Origin of the sequence: Flavisolibacter ginsenosidimutans, assembly GCF_007970805.1 — a bacterium.
Classification (GTDB): Bacteria; Bacteroidota; Bacteroidia; order Chitinophagales; family Chitinophagaceae; genus Flavisolibacter; species Flavisolibacter ginsenosidimutans.
Map to the genome: position 1 here is coordinate 705,802 of NZ_CP042433.1, position 16,687 is coordinate 722,488.

Genomic DNA, 16,687 nt, shown 5'->3' on the forward strand with positions numbered 1-16,687 from the left:
CATGAAACTTCGATTTGGATTAATTGGCTGCGGCCGCATCGCTCAACGTCACGCTGAACACATAAGCAAACAAGGCGAACTCGTTGCCGTATGCGATGTGGAGAAAACCAAGGCCGACAAACTTTCGTTGCAATACGGTGCGAAAGCTTACTACAGTGTTGCTGATTTATTGGAGGCAAGCAACGGCAGTGTTGATGTCATTTCTATCTGTTCTCCCAACGGGCTTCATGCCGAACACGCCATCGAGTCATTGAAAGCGGGATACCACGTGCTTTGCGAGAAGCCCTTAGCCATTAGCGTGAATGATTGTGGAGAAATGATCAAGGCTGCGGAACAGGCCAACAAACGCCTTTTTGCCATTAAACAAAACCGTTTTAATCCGCCCATTGTGGCAGTTAAGCAAGCCATTGATGAAGGAAAACTGGGAAAAATTTACAGCATCCAGCTCAGTTGTTTTTGGAACCGCAACCCGGATTATTACGCCAACTCCTGGAAGGGAACAAAAGACCTTGACGGCGGTACGCTTTACACGCAATTCAGCCACTTCATTGACCTCCTGTACTGGATGATTGGCGACATCAAAAAAGTGCAGTCCTATATGGGCAATTACGCACACAAGGACATTATTGATTTTGAAGATACCGGCGTGGCGATTGTAGAATTTTACAACGGCGCTATTGGTACCATCAATTACACGGTGAACAGTTACCAGAAAAATATGGAAGGCTCGCTCACCATCTTTGGTGAAAATGGAACGGTAAAAATCGGGGGGCAGTACCTGAACGAACTTGAATATCAAAACATCAAGGACTTTCGCATTGAGAATTTACCCGAAGGTGCCAAAGCAAACAATTACGGAACGTACATGGGTTCGATGAGCAACCACGACAAGGTTTACCAAAACCTCATTGACGTGTTGACAAACAACGCCAGTATTTCTACCAACGCCTTTGAAGGATTAAAGACCGTTGAGATCATTGACAAGATTTACGCAGCCGCTGCCCGCTAAATTCGCTGCGCCGTTTATGTCAGCCGCCAGAAAAAACGCTATTGTAGTTACCGTATCGTTCGACAAAGGCTATGCCGAGCAGGCAACGGTCATGCTTTATTCCCTGTTGATGCACAACAGCGACAACCGCATTGTCGTTGTTGTTTTTTACGATGATCTTGACGAAGCAGCGAAAAAAAGAGTGCAATCAAATCTTTCCCGGTTTTCAAATTTTGAAATCGAGTGGATAAAAATTGATGGCGCTCTTATCCGCAACTTTAACATCCGCAAAGGGCACGTAAACGAATACAGCTACTCAAGAATTTTTATGGCCCAGATGCTTCAGGATGTTGACCGCATTTTGTATCTGGATTGCGACATGCTGATTTTGGGTAATCTTTCAGAACTCTGGCAAACAGATTTGCAAGGGTGTGTATTGGCCGCCGTACAAGATCCATCTCCTTTTGTCCGCCACGAAGATTTGGGAATGCCGGAAGGAAAGAAATATTTCAACGCCGGTGTGCTTTTGTTAGATGTGAACAAATGGAAAAAAGGCTCTTATACCGAAGCAGTAGTAAACAAACTAACGCAGTTGGGAGGTAAAGCAGCCTGGTGGGATCAGGACGGACTGAACGCTGTATTGTACAATGATTGGCTCGCCCTGAATCGCAAATGGAATATACAATCTCACGACATTGCCGTAGCACAGGAGGAGAATATCAAAAAAATAAAGCCTTACCTCTCACCTTCGATTGTTCACTTCACCGGCGTGTTAAAGCCGTGGAATTTTAAATCCTCCAACCCGTATAAAAAAGAGTACTACCAACTTTTACGACAAACCGATTTCATCAAAACCCACCGGCCGCAAAACAAAACCGTTGTTAACGTAGTAAGAAGAGTTATTCGAAACACATTTGTTTTTGCGGGCCTTCTGAAAAATTAAACGCTGCTTTTTAACGGCTCCGGGCAAACCGCGAGAGCCCGACGCAATACTACTTATGAAAGTCAATAAAATTGCCATTGCCTGTTTCAAAAAAGATCTCTTTTTGTTGCGGGCTTGTGTTGCCAGTATACGCTATTGGTATCCCAACGTTGAAATTTTTCTGATAAAAGATTACATCCAGGGCGCATTCTCCACGGTTGAAATCGAGAAAACCTTCAACGTAAAAACGTTTCCTGCACAACGCAAATTTTTCGGTTGGCCCTGGAGCAAACTGGCAGTGATACTTCACAACGAAAGAGACAAATATCTTTTTCTCGATTCCGATGTTGTGTTGTTGGGCAAAGTATTGGATAAATTAAACAGCTACGAAGACGACTTTATCGTAACCGGTGTTTTGGAAGAGGATAAATTCAATCCTACCGTCAATGCGCATTACATTGATATGAAGAAGATGGAGTCCTTCGATGCTTCTTACCGCTTTCCAGGTTTCGGTTTTAACGGCGGACAAATTGTGATGACCAGCGGGCTATTAAAAGAAGCCGACTTTGCTTCCGTGATCAAATTCGAACCCGACATAACCAACAAGCATCCTGACATCTTTAAACACGGCGACCAGGGCCCGTTGAATTATGTTTTTGCCAAGGCGCACCAGTTGGGAAAAATTAAGTTGCGCTATGAAGACTTTTGGATCTGGCCCGGCATTCCGGCGGCTCAGCAAATAGATTTAAACGCAATCAAAAACAAGACAGGAATTCCTTATGTTTTGCATTGGGCGGGTATAAAGCCCGTTGATTTTAGAAAATATAAGCGTTATGACATTTTTCGATTTTACGAAGACTATTATTACTCCAAGGTGAAAAACGGCAAGCTGAAAAAGACTTTGCGTTATCTGACGCATCTTGGTAAAGTGAAGCTGAAAATCTTAAAGTATTCACTCTTGGGGATGAAGTACGAATAACGGATTTGAACATTTTCTTTCGCTAATTTTTTTGAACAATTAGAGCCGGGAATATGCCTTTTGTTTCCGTAATCGTGCCAAACTACAATCACGGCCGCTATCTCGGCCAGCGGCTTGAGAGTGTCTTTCAGCAAAGTTTTGAAGACTACGAGGTCATTATTCTGGATGATGCGTCTACTGACGAGAGCAAGGAAATAATTGAGCGATACAGGAATCATCCGAAGGTGAGCCACATTGTTTACAACACACAGAACAGCGGCTCTACCTTCAGGCAATGGCGAAGGGGCCTGGAGCGTTCCAAAGGCGAGTGGATATGGATAGCCGAGAGCGACGATTATTGCACGGCCGATCTATTGAATGTATTAGTAAAACAGGGATTGTCGAATGAAGACGTTGTATTGTCTTATTGCCAATCGAATGAAGTTAATGAAAATGGAGAGGGTTGGAGGAACATGACGTGGTTTACCGACCCGGTAGATAAAGAGCACTGGCGAAACGATTATTGCAACGAGGGCAGGAACGAGATTCAACAATATCTGTGGCAACTAAACGCCATTCCCAATGCAAGCGCTGTTCTTTTTAAAAGAACAGCCTATTATAACGCAAGTCCTGCCTTTGAGTCTATGAAAATGTGCGGCGATTGGTTTTTGTGGATAGAATTGCTGCGACAGGGAAACATCGTTTTTTGCGCCACGGCTCACAATTTTTTTCGCTGCCACGCAAACTCTACACGCACCCATGAAACCGAACGATGGAAAAAAAGGCTTGAGGAAGAAATGCTCATTGCACAACACTTGATAAGCATTTTACCCGCAACTGACCGGCCAAAGCTACATGCACGGATGAACAGTTTACTCCGGTCGTATTGCAGCACGTTCTCAGGCAAGGAAGTCGTGCAATTCCTTCGCAATCCAGCCACCTACGAAAGCCCTTTCCCTTACGCCGCTTTTATGCGTACCTTTTCCGTGCGTTCAGCGTACAAAATTGCCAAAACACTATTTGCCCGAAAAAAGAACTGATACTTACAGCTGCCTTTTAGGTTGGGTATGCGTTTAACTAATCAACAGGGTGTATTTCCTGTCAATCATTACTGTCTGAATCTGCCGGGCTTCTCTTTCGGAAACGCGTTCCGTACGCCGGCAAACCAGTGAAATATGAAGATTTATTTTCTGCTTAGTGAGATAGATTTCAAGGCGGTGAAAGAATTAAACCGCCTTGAAGAATTTACTCTGCATTCCCCGCAACTTGTATGGACATGGTCGACTTACCTGCGCCTAAAACAGAAAGGTCATAATGTAGAGCTGACCAAGGACATGCCCGTTAGCGGAGTTGTCGTAACAAATGCGCTGCATTTTCCACTGTTTGGGAAAACGCCCCCCGGGGTTTTTTTAGTAACAAATCTGGCCGATACGCCCCCGCCGTTTTACTCCCAATTAAATGTTTCTCAAAACCCCTATCAGTCTTCGCAATATCCCAACGTTTTGCGTTTTCCCTTGTGGCATTACATTCCACACTGGCCGCAGCCCGAAATTAAAAAGCGTGATTCGGGGCGAAAAGATTGTTTTGAAAACATCGCCTTTTTTGGCCACGATGACCAATTGGACGCAAGCCTTCGCAGCGAAGCTTTTTTTCTTGTGGCAAAGAACATGGGATTGAATTTCATTATCCGAAACAAAGCGTTCAACGACTACTCTGATGTGGATGCGGTGATTGCAGTGCGGGAATTTTCGCGGGAGCCGTTTTTTTACAAGCCGGCCTCCAAACTGGTCAACGGCTGGCTGGCCGGCGTGCCCGTCATTGGCGGAGCGGACAGCGCCTTTGCGGCCCTGCGGCAGTCGGAACTGGATTACCTTTTGGTACACAGCAAAGACGAACTGCTTTCAGCTTTGCAAACCTTGAAAGCTTCGCCTGAGCTGCGGCGGCAAATGGCGCAAAACGGTTTGGAAAGGGCCCATGCCTTCACGGAAGAAACCATTTTACTCCAGTGGGAAGAACTCTTGTTTAAAAAAATTCCGTTGTACTACGAGCAGTGGGTAGAGAAGGGATTTTGGGAGAAACAACTGTTTCATTGCGATGTTTTTTTCTCCCGTTCCTATCGCTCTTTGAAAAAGAAGTTGAAAAATAGATTTCAGTAAATTATTTTTAGCGCTTGATTTATGAAGAACGCACCGACCCTGTTTGAATCCCGCATTAAAGACGACGTTCAGTTTGGCGAAAATGTAAAAGTTGTAACGCCTGTAAATCTTTACGGATGCACCGTTGCAAATGACTGCTTCATTGGCCCGTTTGTGGAAATACAAAAGGATGTCGCCATCGGCCCACGAACGAAAGTGCAATCCCACGCCTTCATCTGTGAGCTGGTTACTATTGGCAGCGATTGTTTTATTGGTCACGGTGTAATGTTCGTTAATGATCTTTTCGCTACCGGTGGTCCGGCACGCGGCGACAAAACGCTTTGGAAAGAAACCCGGATTGGCAATCAGGTTTCCATTGGTTCAAACGCAACGATATTGCCCGTCAGCGTTTGCGACAACGTCGTAATCGGCGCCGGGAGCGTGGTGACAAAAAACATTATTGAACCGGGCATTTATGCCGGCAATCCAGCAAAAAAATTAAGAAACATATAAGCATGAATATTCCATTTGTTGACCTGAGGGCGCAATACCATTCCATAAAAGAGAACATTGACACAGCCATTCAGGACGTCATCGAAAAAACCGCTTTCATTGGCGGGCATTACGTGAAAGAGTTTGAAAAAAAGTTCGCGGAGCTTTACGGCGTCAAGCACGTCATCAGTTGTGCAAACGGAACGGATTCCTTATACATCATCATGAAAATGCTTGGCATCGGCAAAGGCGATGAGGTAATTACAGTGGCCAATAGCTGGATATCGAGTGCGGAAACCATCGGGCAAACTGGTGCCAAACCTGTGTTTGTGGATGTGGACCCTGATTATTTCAGCATTGATGATTCGAAGATTGAGGCCGTTGTTACGCCGCAAACCAAAGCCATCGTTCTTGTGCATTTGCAAGGCCAGGCTTGCGACCTTGACAAGATTGAAGCGCTTTGCAAAAAGCATTCAATCTCTCTTATTGAGGATTGCGCGCAATCGCATTTCAGCGAGTTTAACGGCCGGCGTGTTGGTACGGTTGGCATTGCGGGTAGCTTTAGTTTTTATCCCGGCAAAAACCTGGGTGCTTACGGAGATGCAGGTTGCATCATCACCAACGATGATGAAATGGCTTCGCGTTTTCGCATGTACGCCAATCACGGTGCGTTGATAAAACACAAACACGAAATAGAAGGAATCAACAGCCGCATGGATGGCTTGCAGGCCTCTATTCTGACAGCCAAGCTTCCGTTTATTTTACAATGGACAGAGCAGCGGATTGAAAACGCAAAACGTTACGACCGTTATCTTGATGGCATCAGTGAAATACAACGTCCAAAGGTGCGGCCCAACAGTCGCCATACTTACCACTTGTATGTTATCAAAGCACAAAAGCGGGATGCGTTGATGGAATTCCTGAAACAGCACGGCATTGAAACAGCCATTCATTATCCCACGGCTTTGCCTAATTTAAAAGCCTACGCTTATCTGGGCAACCCTCCCGGGAATTTTCCGGTGGCTACGGCTTTGCAAGACCAGATTCTTTCCTTGCCCATGTATCCGGAACTGACGGAGGATCAAATTAAATACACAGCCGAAACCATCAAAGCTTTTTACAAGGCCTGACGGGACACGCAGCAAGTCTTTTTGCACATGATTGAGAAGAAAAAAATACTCATCCTTGCACCACACACCGATGACGGTGAACTGGGTTGCGGTGGAACCATTTGTAAGTTGATTGACAACAACGAGGTTTACTACGTTGCTTTTTCGGCCTGCCAAAAATCTGTACCGCCACCGTTTGATTCGGAGGTTTTACTGAAAGAAGTGAAAGCGGCTACCAGCGTGTTGGGCATTAAAAAAGAAAACCTGATTCTGCTGGATTACGATGTTCGCACTTTTAATTACCGAAGGCAGGACATACTGGACGATATTCTGAAAATTAAAAAACAGCTTTCGCCCGACATTGTTTTCATGCCTTCCATCCACGACATCCACCAGGATCATTTCACTATCACCAACGAAGGCATCAGGGCGTTTAAATTTTCAAGTGTTCTTTGTTACGAATTGCCCTGGAACAATTTCACCTTTAATACGTCGTGGTTTTTCAAGCTTCAGGACAAGCACCTCGAAACAAAGTGCAAGGCCCTGGCTGAATACAAATCGCAGGCGCACAGGCCATACGCCAACGATGACTTCATTACGTCGCTGGCAAAGGTTCGTGGCATTCAATCGGGACACAAATACGCGGAGGCGTTTGAAGTTGTAAGATGGATCGTTTAAACTTTTCGTCAACGGAAAAAATTCGTGTGTTGATGACGGGAGCCGGCGCACCTGGCGGACCGGGCATCATCAAAGCTTTAAAACAAGGACCGATAGATTTGTTTACCGGCGATTGCAACCCGGTGGCCAGCGGCCGTTTTTTGAGCGAAAAATTCGTCGAGCTGCCAAAAGCTGACAGCGAGGATTTTATTCCTTTTGTGCTGAATTTTTGCCTTCAGAACAAGGTGCAGGTTGTTTTTCCACTGGTAACACGGGAATTGTTCAAGTTTGCCGAACAAAAAAATGCGTTCCTGCAAAACAACATAAAGGTCATTGTTTCCGACTACGAGAGTCTTTCCATTGCAAACGACAAGGGCAAACTATACACGCATCTTTATCAGCATAGCATTCCCGTTCCTGCATTTAAAATTGTATCGTCGTTTACCGCTTTTGAGCAGGCCGTTATTGAATTGGGCTATCCCGAAAAAGCGATTTGCATAAAGCCGACAGTTTCAAATGGAAGCCGGGGCGTTCGGATACTTCAGGAAGAGATTGATGAATTTGATTTGTTGTTCAATCACAAACCCAACAATCTTTATTCGACCTTCGACCGCATTAAAACTGTTTTGAAATCCAAGGCTTTTCCCGAGTTGTTGGTTTCGGAATACTTGCCCGGTGAAGAGTTTACGGTGGACACGATTGTGCAGAACGGCGAACCGAAACTTATTCTGCCGCGTGTGCGGACAAAGATGAACGGCGGCATTTCTGTTCAAGGCACATTCATTAACCACAGTGAAATCATTACCTACTGCGCCGACATCATCCGCTCGTTAAATTTATCAGGCCCAATTGGTCTGCAAGTGAAAGAAGATGCGAACAAAAAGTTTCGATTATTAGAGATTAACCCGCGCATTCAGGGCACAAGTGTAGCGGCCTTGGGAATGGGCGTAAACCTGCCGCTACTGGCGGTTCTGCAGGAATTTTACCCGGTTGATTTTGACAAGCTCTCCATTCAGTGGGGTAGATCTTTTGTGCGTTATTACGAAGAGCTGTTTTACTAAAGTGCCAATACGAATGCAAACAAAGACTTACCTTCTTGTCTCGCCGCAGCCTTGGGGCAAAATGTATTTATCAAAGCACAATTACGCCATCGAACTGGCGGAGGCGGGGAACAAGGTTTTTTTCTTAAACCCGCCAACGTATAAAAAGAAACCCGGCCGCTTCAATATTTCCAGCAAAGAAATTTTACCCAACCTGACGCTGGTGGATTACGAACTTGCTTCGGCCATACACATGTTGCGTTTCAAGGCAAGGCCGTTGTATGATTTCATCATCCATCACTCTTTTCTGAAGCAGTTGAACAAGCTTGCCAGCTTTGATGAAATCTGGTGCTTTGACCCAAATGCCTTTTCAGATTTTAAAGCGCTGCATCCGAAAAAGAAATTGTTGTTCATTGTGGATCAGCACGACAATCCCACGCTGAAAAAGCTGGCTGACGATGCCGATGGCATTGCCACCATTTCTTCTTTGATCATGGATTATTTTCAGTTCAGCGACAAGCCCAAGCTGTTGCTAAATCACGGACTGAACAAAACATTCACGGCCCTGGCAAAAGACAGGTTGCTGAACGGTTTGAAATACGACCTTGGTCATCCGCTAAAAGTGGCTTATGTGGGAAATTTGCTCCAAGGGAATCGAATGGATTATAAAACCATTCAAACAATCGTTGAGCAAAATCCCGAAGCATCGTTTCATTTTTACGGCCCGTATGAAGAAACCGGAAATACCTTGGGTTCAAATACAAGCGAAGGACTGAAAGCCTTTATTGGATTTTTAAAAAATAATCCACGTGTTCATCTGCACGGCGTTTTACCGCAATCGCAGCTTGCGCTGGAGATGCAGGACATGGATGCTTTTCTAACTTGCTACAATTATATGACCGACTACAACAAGTCATCGAATTGTCACAAGATCATCGAATACCTGAGCACGGGGAAGGCATGCATTTCCAACCGCATCATCATGTACGAAAAAACAAGCGGTTTGCTGGAAATGCCGGATGAATACACAAATGAAAATCTGCCGTCCCTGTTCCGCAACGTCATTACAAACATTGCGGAGTTTAACAATCCAGAGCGGCAAAAAAAACGCATCGAATTTGCGTTGGAAAATACCTACCGCAAGAATATTGATACCATTGAACGCTTTCACAATAGTGGCCGCGTATCCTAACCATTGTTAACGTTTGAAGATTTGCATCCGTGAAGATTTGTATCGTTACCACCCGTCACATTAGTTACAATCCCCGCGTACTGAAAGAAGCAGACGTTTTTGCCGCACACGGAATTGACGTAAGCGTTGTTACCGTGAACAACAATGCGCAGCAAGCGCGGTTTGACGAAGCCATGATGAAAGAAAGAAAATGGCGGCTTGTGACAGTTAACTTTCGAAGAGAAATCAAGTCTGAGAAATTGCGTTGGCTCTTTTTGTCATTGCAAGAAAAGATATTTTCAGTGTTTTCGAAGTTTACATACCGGTACGGTGTTGCAGAACGGGCCTCGCTAAAGGGCTTTTCGGCTTTGGCACGCTTGGCAAAAAACGAGGAAGCAGACTTCTACATTGCTCATCATGCGGAAGCTTTGGGCATTGCGTACGCCGCGGCAAAAAACAAAGGCGTGCGATTTGGTTTTGATGCCGAAGATTTTCACACAGGCATGAGCGAATCGGGAAGCCCGTCTGACAAGGACAGCCTTCTGTCTTTCTTGGAGGGAAAATACTTACCCCATGCGGCGTACATCACGGCGGCATCTAAGGGCATCGGCGAAGCATACGAGAAAAAATACGGATTGGCAAAAACAACAACAATTCTGAACGTATTCCCGAAGGAAGCAACAACGGTAACAAGCGCTGATTTTCCGGTAAAATTTTACTGGTATTCTCAGGTGATCGGGCCAAACAGAAGCCTGGAGACCTTATTGGAAGCGGCCTCTCAGATTGATGCGCCGTACGAGCTCCATTTGCGCGGCAGTTATTGCAACGATGCTTACAAGGAATTTTTGCAAACGCTGATAAAGCAAAAGAACCTGCAGAAGAAAGTGTTTATTCATCCGCCAATTGTCGCAGAACGGATTATTACCGATGCGAGCAAGTACGATGTTGGCCTTGCGTTGGAAACTGATGTTTCGTATAACCGCGATGTTTGTGTTACAAACAAGATATTTTCTTATTTGATGGCGGGACTTGCCATAGTGGGTACAGATACGTATGGTCAAAAAGATATTTTTTCGCATTTCAAAAAAGCCGTACTTCTTTGTGGTAAAAACAATGCAGACGAATTGGCACAAGCCATGCTTTATTTTATTCAGCATCCCGAAGAGTTAACCGTTGCCAAACGTTTCGCCAAAGAAGCTGCCGAAGAGCGGTTTAACTGGGAGGTTGAGTCAGAGAAGCTCTTGACTTTGCTGGAGGAAAAGGCGGGTGTTTTGCAACAAGGGCCACTGGTTTTAAAATAGAATTCAAATACGCATACCGTTGAAAAAAGTCCTGATTGTTTCACCTTACTTCCCGCCTTTCAATACAGCCGACATGCAACGGGTTCGGCAGACGCTTCCTTATTTAAGGGAAATGGGCTGGGAGCCAACCGTGTTAACGGTAGATGAAAAGTACGTTGATGCATACAGCACAGACCCCTTGTTATTGCAGACAATTCCGAATGATATAAAGATTGAGAAAGTCAACGCCCTGAAAGGAACCCTGACCCGGAGATTTGGAATAGGGAGCTTGTCGCTTCGAGCTTTTTTTTCCATGCGAAACAAAGGCGACGAACTGTTTCAGAAGCAGCGTTTTGATTTGGTTTATTTTTCAACTACCGCTTTTCACGTAATGGCTCTTGGCCCGCATTGGAAAAAGAAGTTTGGTGTTCCTTTCATTCTGGACATTCAAGATCCTTGGTATAATACCTACTACTTCAACAACGCCTTGTCGAAAAAGACCCTCAAGGCAAGGCTGTTTCACCGGCTCGATAAATATCTGGAAGAAAAAACATTGCCTTTTGCAGACGGAATCATCAGTGTTTCTGCCGGTTATGAGAAACTTTACCTTCAACGGTATTCAACACTGCAGGCCGAACAGTTTTGCGTCATTCCTTTTGGTTGCGCCGAATTGGATTTCCCGATTGCAAAAGCAAACGTTAGTGCGTCTCGTGTTCGTTTTCCAGAGGAGCATTTCAACATGGTCTATATTGGCCGGGGCGGACAGGATATGACTTTTGCATCGGGCATTATTTTCGACGCCGTGAAAATGGGCTTGCAAAGCAGACCCGACGTTTTTTCAAAATTGCACCTGTGGTTTATCGGCACAAGCTATGCGCAGGCAGGCGAAGGCAAAAAAACCATCGAACCGATTGCGCATCAAAAGGGGCTTGCAAATTTGGTTACCGAGGTCACTGACCGGTTGCCCTATTTTGAAACACTTCATTTGCTGGACAAAGCCAATCTTCTTTTCATGCCGGGATCAACTGACCCAACGTATACGGCTTCAAAAGTTTATCCTTACATCTACCTGAACAAACCGCTTTTGGCAGTGTTTCACGAGAAAAGTAGCGTGTGTGAAATCATTGGCAAAACCTCAGCGGCCAAGGTTGTTCCATTTACTGATGCTGTAAAAGAAGAGGACAAAAAAAAGATGACCGAGGACTGTTATCATTATTTTTTAAAAGTGATCAGCAATCAGGAAAAAACCGCTGGCTTTAACCGGGCCGCTTTTGAAGAATACACAGCCAAAGCGATGACTGCAAAGCAAGTGGACTTCTTTAACCGAATCACGGCTCATTTTTCTTTTGTACAACCCAAAACTTTTCAGGAAGCATAACCGGTTTTTGAATTACCGGACAGCGCCTTTTTAATTCGCACGCATGGTTGGATTTGTGATACCCTTTAAAAGCAAAAAGAATTCAAAGGATTGGGAACTGGATTGCCGCTTGCTGAACCGGACGATCCGGTCGGTGCTGAACCAAACAGCGAAAAATTTTAACTGCTATGTGGTGTATTCCGACCTCCCGCCAGAGCCGGTTCAGCACGAAAAAGTAAAATGGATTCACTATCCTTTCCCGTTTCTGGAAAGTCACGAAATTGAAGACGAAGAAGTGTTCATAACGCGATACGGACTAGGGAAAAATCTTCCTTTGTTCTTTGACCAGGGAAAGAAGATCATGTACGGCATTTCATTTGCCAAAAAAGACGGCTGTCGCTTTGCGATGTCAGTGGACAGTGATGATCTTCTTTCAAACAAACTGGTGCAATACATAGAAAAGTCCAACACCCCAGATAACTGCGGCTGGTACATCAACAAAGGATACATGTACACGGAAAACAGTTCGCTTTTTCTGAAAATTCCGGCCGACATGAATTACGTTTGCGGTTCGGTAAACATTGTTAACTGCGACTTGATTCCTGACCCGGATTTTTCAAAGAAAACCTACGACGACTTTCAATTCTTCTCCTCGCATGCTTATATGGCCGACAGGATGATGGACTTTCACAACAAAGTGTTGCTGCCAATTCCGTTTTACAGTCTTGTTTACGTCATTCACTCCACCAATTTTATGGCGGATAGAAAAGAAGTAAACAAAATCAGTCTCCGAAACATTCTTAAGAAAATTGTTCGCGGAAAAATCATCACCGGGCGGCTTCGAAAAGAATTTGGAATTTACAAGATTGACCTATGAAGAGACTTGCCATTATCGCTACGCACCCGGTTCAATACAATGCGCCCTGGTTTAAACTTCTAACGCAAAGACAGAAGTTAAACGTAAAGGTCTTTTATACTTGGTCACAATCACAAAAAGGTGCCAAATACGATCCTGATTTTGGGAAAGTAATTGAGTGGGACATACCGCTTTTAGAGGGTTACGATTACGAATTTATTGAAAACGTTTCCACCAACCCCGGTTCGCATCATTTTAAGGGAATCATCAATCCAGCTTTAAACAAAACTGTTCATGCATGGAAGCCGGATGCGGTTTTAGTTGTTGGTTGGTCGTTCAAAAGCCATCTTGCCTGCATGCGGTATTTCACGGGCAAGGTTCCCGTTTTGTTCCGCGGGGATTCGACGCTTTTAAATGAAAAGCCTGGGCTGAAACGTGTCATTCGCCGGTTGGTTCTGACTTACGTTTATTCTTTTGTTGATCATGTGTTGTATGTGGGAGCCAACAATAAAAAATATTATCTGGCACACGGCCTGAAAGAGTCTCAATTGCACCTGGCGCCTCACGCTATTGACAACGACCGGTTTGGAGCGAGGGAATATTTGGAAAAGGCAAAACTGTGGCGGGCCGCTTTGGGCATTGGCGATGAAAAATTTGTGATTTTGTATGCCGGAAAATTGGAGGAGCGAAAAAATCCCATGGCCGTCTTAGATCTGGCAGCACAAATTGTTTCGAATGATTATCGCTTTTTGGTAGTGGGCAATGGGCCGTTGGAACAAGAAATGAAAGCGAGGGCCGCTAACGACAAGCGCATTGTTTTTATTGATTTTCAAAACCAGCAGGCGATGCCGGCCGTTTACCGGCTGGGCGATGCATTGTTTATGCCTTCAAGAAGTGAAACATGGGGATTAGGCGCAAACGAAGCGATGGCTTGCGGCTTGCCTGTACTTCTTTCATCGAACGTGGGAGGCGCTGTGGATTTGGTAAACAAGAACGGTGTGATTTTTAACCTTGCAGCCATGGATGAGCTGAAGCAATACATTGAAAAGCTGGCGGGATGCAGGCCTTGTTATGAAGCGTCCCGAAACGCTTCGTTGGAACATATCAAAACCTTTAGTTTTACCCACATTGCCGAGACCGTTGAGGCAATTTGCGGAGTGTAATATTTTTTCTACATTTATCGCGTATGATGCGGTTTGTTGCGGCGTTTCTTGCGTTTTTCCTTTTCAATTCTTTTCTCGAATTCGGTTTCTGGAGCAGTGCGGCGGTGGGCATCTGGTTTTGGTATCTCGCCGATCTTGCAATTAAATCAAATACTCGAATTGCGTTTCGCGAATACATTCTGGTCATGTACGGCTTGAACTATCTTTTTGCTTCAGCCTTGCAGTATTACGCACCCACGCAGAGTATTTCCATTTACAGGATGCGCATTCCAGAGGATGAATATTTTGCCCTGGCCATTCCTTCCATGTTTTGTTTTCATCTCGGCTTGTACATGTTCAAAACAAAAGTTTTTGAACCCAATTTTAACCTGACGGCTATTCAATCCCGCCTTAATCAAAATGTTCTTCGGCAGTGGCTGATTGTGGGTATTGCTCTCAACATCATTCGGCCTTTCTTCCCGGGAGAATTGTCCTATATAATTTATTTGTTGGCAGGAATACGTTATGTCGCACTTTTTGGGCTGTTCCTTATTGACCGCAAAAAATACAAATGGTACCTGTACGTATTGCTTTTTTTAGAAGTAGCCGCAGCTTTACGTGAGGGTATGTTTCACGACTTGGTTATCTGGGTTGTTTTCTTCGGCATGTTTTGGACATACCTCAAAAAACCAAGTGCCGGAACCAAGGCTATTTTGGGTGTGGCGGTTGTTCTCTGTCTTTACTTTTTACAAATCACGAAAGCTGGCTACCGCGAGAAACTTCACTCTGGCGGAGGTTCTGGCATCGGTACTTTTTCTACGGCATTGGCAAATAACAACAAGGGCGGCGGGGTTTTTAGTATGGTAAACTTTACCGAATCCATTGTACGGGCCAATCAAGGCTGGATCTTCGCGAGCAGCGTAAACCGTATGAACCGGATAAAAGATTACCAGGGCTTGGCTGTTGTAAAAAAATATGCAGAAGCTGCGTTTCTACCGAGGTTTCTTGCTCCCGATAAAATCCAGGCCGGCGACAAGGCTATTTTTAACCGCTTTTCCGGCGTAACAATTCTCGGCAATACGTCCATGGGCCTGGGAATTTTTGCCGATGGCTATATTGGTTACGGAATGTACGGCTCGTTGATTTTTGCGTTCGTTTTTGGGCTGATTGTGGCTTACGTGTTTAAAGTGGTTGAGCGATGGTCCAGGATTTCGCCGTTCTTTATTTTCTTTTTTTATGTCATTTTAAATTATGCCGTGAGAGCCGACTGCGAAACCCAAACAATGATGACCCACCTGGTAAAAGGACTGATTATTTTTGGGTTGATCATGGCTTACTACAAAAGATATTTTGCCCGGCAATCAGTGGCTGCCGAAGAACAAGCAAGGGTTTTTAAGGAAGCTCTGGTAGCATCTCCCGCCTGATCATTATTTTGCCTGTGAAAGTTGTCATTTTCATTGATTGGTTTGCGCCTGCCTATAAAGCCGGTGGTCCCGTTCAATCCATTGTAAACCTGGTGAACCAGCCGATAGAAGGAGTGGAGTACAAAATCATCTGCTCCAATAAAGATCTCGACGGCAGTTTGCTTCAAGGCGTCGCTTACGACGAATGGGTCAAGTACAATTTGCGCACGCAGGTTTGGTATAATTCAAACAACAGAGCCGTTCGCAATTTGCTTAAACAGGTTTCGGCTTGGCAGGCTGATGTCTTTTTTATCAACGGCATTTACTCACTTTATTACAATTTTTTTCCTGTTCTTTTCGGCAACGCAAAAAGAAAGATCATTTCGGCCCGCGGCATGTTGCACGCCGGCGCTCTTTCGCAGAAAGGCGTTAAGAAAAGGATTTACCTCTGGATTTGGAAACTGCTGAATATTCATCGCAAGCATGCCTTTCATGCCACCAACGAAGAGGAAAGCGTATTTATTAAAGTTGTTTTTGGCGAAAAGGTAAAAGTCCACATTGCCGCAAATCTTCCGCGCATTTTGCAGATACCTTTTGCGCATCTGAAGAAAAAACGTCTGGAGTTGCTTTCGATTGGTTTAATCAGCCCGATGAAAAATTATTTCCAAGTTTTGAAAGCACTCGGGCAATGCAAGGCTCAAGTGAATTATACAATCTATGGACCGGTGAAAGATGCGTCTTATTGGAAAGAATGCAAGGATCAAATCGAAAAACTACCGGCCAACGTTTCGGTTTACTATCGAGGTGATTTACCTTCAGCAAAGGTGCCTGAAGCCTTAAAAGAAGCACACGTTTTTATACTTCCAAGCAAGAGCGAAAACTTTGGACATGCAATTTATGAAGCGTTGTCGGCAGGACTTCCGGTCATTACAAGTCACGGCACTCCTTGGAACGGATTGAAAGAAGCAACTGCCGGAATGAACATTTCTCCCGAAAATGATTATGAACTTTCAGAAGCAATTTGTTTTTTTGCGGCGGCCGACGAGACTGAATTGGTTAAGTGGTCTGCCGGCGCCAAGGCTTATGCAGAAAAAGCCATTGACGTACGTCAGATTGAAAACCAGTACCGGCGCATGTTTCAGCTTTAGTTTCTAAAAATCGTTTACATTCATTTAAT

General features: G+C 44.7%; 16 protein-coding genes. All 16 read left to right on the forward strand.

The window, feature by feature from the left end; genetic code table 11:
* Position 1 precedes the first annotated feature (1 nt).
* The gene (locus FSB75_RS02855) at positions 2–1,009 is read left to right on the forward strand and encodes a Gfo/Idh/MocA family protein (RefSeq protein ID WP_146782461.1); all 1,008 of its coding nucleotides are present in this window, start codon (positions 2–4) and stop codon (positions 1,007–1,009) included.
* Between the two features lie 16 nt (positions 1,010–1,025).
* Entirely contained in the window at positions 1,026–1,931 is a 906-nt protein-coding gene (locus FSB75_RS02860; protein WP_146782464.1) for a glycosyltransferase family 8 protein, read from the forward strand.
* Positions 1,932–1,986: 55 nt separating this feature from the next.
* Positions 1,987–2,889: a glycosyltransferase gene (locus tag FSB75_RS02865; protein WP_146782466.1), complete on the forward strand. Its 903-nt coding sequence runs from the start codon at positions 1,987–1,989 to the stop codon at positions 2,887–2,889.
* 53 nt (positions 2,890–2,942) lie between these two features.
* Entirely contained in the window at positions 2,943–3,908 is a 966-nt protein-coding gene (locus tag FSB75_RS02870; RefSeq protein WP_146782469.1) for a glycosyltransferase family 2 protein, read from the forward strand.
* A gap of 135 nt (positions 3,909–4,043) precedes the next feature.
* A complete protein-coding gene (locus FSB75_RS02875; RefSeq protein ID WP_146782472.1) occupies positions 4,044–5,024 on the forward strand; it encodes a glycosyltransferase in 981 nt (326 codons plus the stop codon).
* Between the two features lie 21 nt (positions 5,025–5,045).
* The gene (locus tag FSB75_RS02880; protein WP_146782477.1) at positions 5,046–5,516 is read left to right on the forward strand and encodes an acyltransferase; all 471 of its coding nucleotides are present in this window, start codon (positions 5,046–5,048) and stop codon (positions 5,514–5,516) included.
* Positions 5,517–5,518: 2 nt separating this feature from the next.
* Positions 5,519–6,625, forward strand: coding sequence for a DegT/DnrJ/EryC1/StrS family aminotransferase (locus FSB75_RS02885; RefSeq protein WP_146782480.1), 1,107 nt, complete (start codon positions 5,519–5,521; stop codon positions 6,623–6,625).
* 27 nt (positions 6,626–6,652) lie between these two features.
* The gene (locus FSB75_RS02890; RefSeq protein ID WP_146782483.1) at positions 6,653–7,282 is read left to right on the forward strand and encodes a PIG-L deacetylase family protein; all 630 of its coding nucleotides are present in this window, start codon (positions 6,653–6,655) and stop codon (positions 7,280–7,282) included.
* On the forward strand, positions 7,270–8,322 hold the full coding sequence (locus FSB75_RS02895) for an ATP-grasp domain-containing protein (protein WP_146782486.1): 1,053 nt from the start codon (positions 7,270–7,272) through the stop codon (positions 8,320–8,322). The genes FSB75_RS02890 and FSB75_RS02895 overlap by 13 nt, the downstream gene beginning before the upstream one ends.
* A gap of 13 nt (positions 8,323–8,335) precedes the next feature.
* A complete protein-coding gene (locus tag FSB75_RS02900; protein WP_146782489.1) occupies positions 8,336–9,493 on the forward strand; it encodes a glycosyltransferase family protein in 1,158 nt (385 codons plus the stop codon).
* Between the two features lie 29 nt (positions 9,494–9,522).
* Positions 9,523–10,773 (forward strand): glycosyltransferase family protein, encoded by a 1,251-nt coding sequence (locus FSB75_RS02905; protein ID WP_146782492.1) that lies wholly within the window; start codon positions 9,523–9,525, stop codon positions 10,771–10,773.
* Positions 10,774–10,792: 19 nt separating this feature from the next.
* On the forward strand, positions 10,793–12,130 hold the full coding sequence (locus FSB75_RS02910; protein ID WP_146782496.1) for a glycosyltransferase: 1,338 nt from the start codon (positions 10,793–10,795) through the stop codon (positions 12,128–12,130).
* 43 nt (positions 12,131–12,173) lie between these two features.
* Entirely contained in the window at positions 12,174–12,986 is an 813-nt protein-coding gene (locus tag FSB75_RS02915) for a hypothetical protein (RefSeq protein ID WP_146782499.1), read from the forward strand.
* A complete protein-coding gene (locus FSB75_RS02920; protein WP_146782502.1) occupies positions 12,983–14,128 on the forward strand; it encodes a glycosyltransferase family 4 protein in 1,146 nt (381 codons plus the stop codon). The genes FSB75_RS02915 and FSB75_RS02920 overlap by 4 nt, the downstream gene beginning before the upstream one ends.
* A 23-nt stretch (positions 14,129–14,151) precedes the next feature.
* Entirely contained in the window at positions 14,152–15,531 is a 1,380-nt protein-coding gene (locus FSB75_RS02925) for a hypothetical protein (protein ID WP_146782505.1), read from the forward strand.
* A 14-nt stretch (positions 15,532–15,545) separates the two neighbouring features.
* Positions 15,546–16,658, forward strand: a complete 1,113-nt coding sequence (locus FSB75_RS02930; RefSeq protein ID WP_146782508.1) for a glycosyltransferase family 4 protein — start codon at positions 15,546–15,548, stop codon at positions 16,656–16,658.
* Positions 16,659–16,687: the final 29 nt, after the last annotated feature.

Coding starts and splice junctions, on each gene's coding strand:
- FSB75_RS02870 (WP_146782469.1), top strand. CDS start 2,943: ATGCCTTTTGTTTCCGTAATCGTGCCAAACTACAATCACGGCCGCTAT.
- FSB75_RS02855 (WP_146782461.1), top strand. CDS start 2: ATGAAACTTCGATTTGGATTAATTGGCTGCGGCCGCATCGCTCAACGT.
- FSB75_RS02895 (WP_146782486.1), top strand. CDS start 7,270: ATGGATCGTTTAAACTTTTCGTCAACGGAAAAAATTCGTGTGTTGATG.
- FSB75_RS02860 (WP_146782464.1), top strand. CDS start 1,026: ATGTCAGCCGCCAGAAAAAACGCTATTGTAGTTACCGTATCGTTCGAC.
- FSB75_RS02920 (WP_146782502.1), top strand. CDS start 12,983: ATGAAGAGACTTGCCATTATCGCTACGCACCCGGTTCAATACAATGCG.
- FSB75_RS02865 (WP_146782466.1), top strand. CDS start 1,987: ATGAAAGTCAATAAAATTGCCATTGCCTGTTTCAAAAAAGATCTCTTT.
- FSB75_RS02880 (WP_146782477.1), top strand. CDS start 5,046: ATGAAGAACGCACCGACCCTGTTTGAATCCCGCATTAAAGACGACGTT.
- FSB75_RS02925 (WP_146782505.1), top strand. CDS start 14,152: ATGATGCGGTTTGTTGCGGCGTTTCTTGCGTTTTTCCTTTTCAATTCT.
- FSB75_RS02885 (WP_146782480.1), top strand. CDS start 5,519: ATGAATATTCCATTTGTTGACCTGAGGGCGCAATACCATTCCATAAAA.
- FSB75_RS02900 (WP_146782489.1), top strand. CDS start 8,336: ATGCAAACAAAGACTTACCTTCTTGTCTCGCCGCAGCCTTGGGGCAAA.
- FSB75_RS02875 (WP_146782472.1), top strand. CDS start 4,044: ATGAAGATTTATTTTCTGCTTAGTGAGATAGATTTCAAGGCGGTGAAA.
- FSB75_RS02915 (WP_146782499.1), top strand. CDS start 12,174: ATGGTTGGATTTGTGATACCCTTTAAAAGCAAAAAGAATTCAAAGGAT.
- FSB75_RS02890 (WP_146782483.1), top strand. CDS start 6,653: ATGATTGAGAAGAAAAAAATACTCATCCTTGCACCACACACCGATGAC.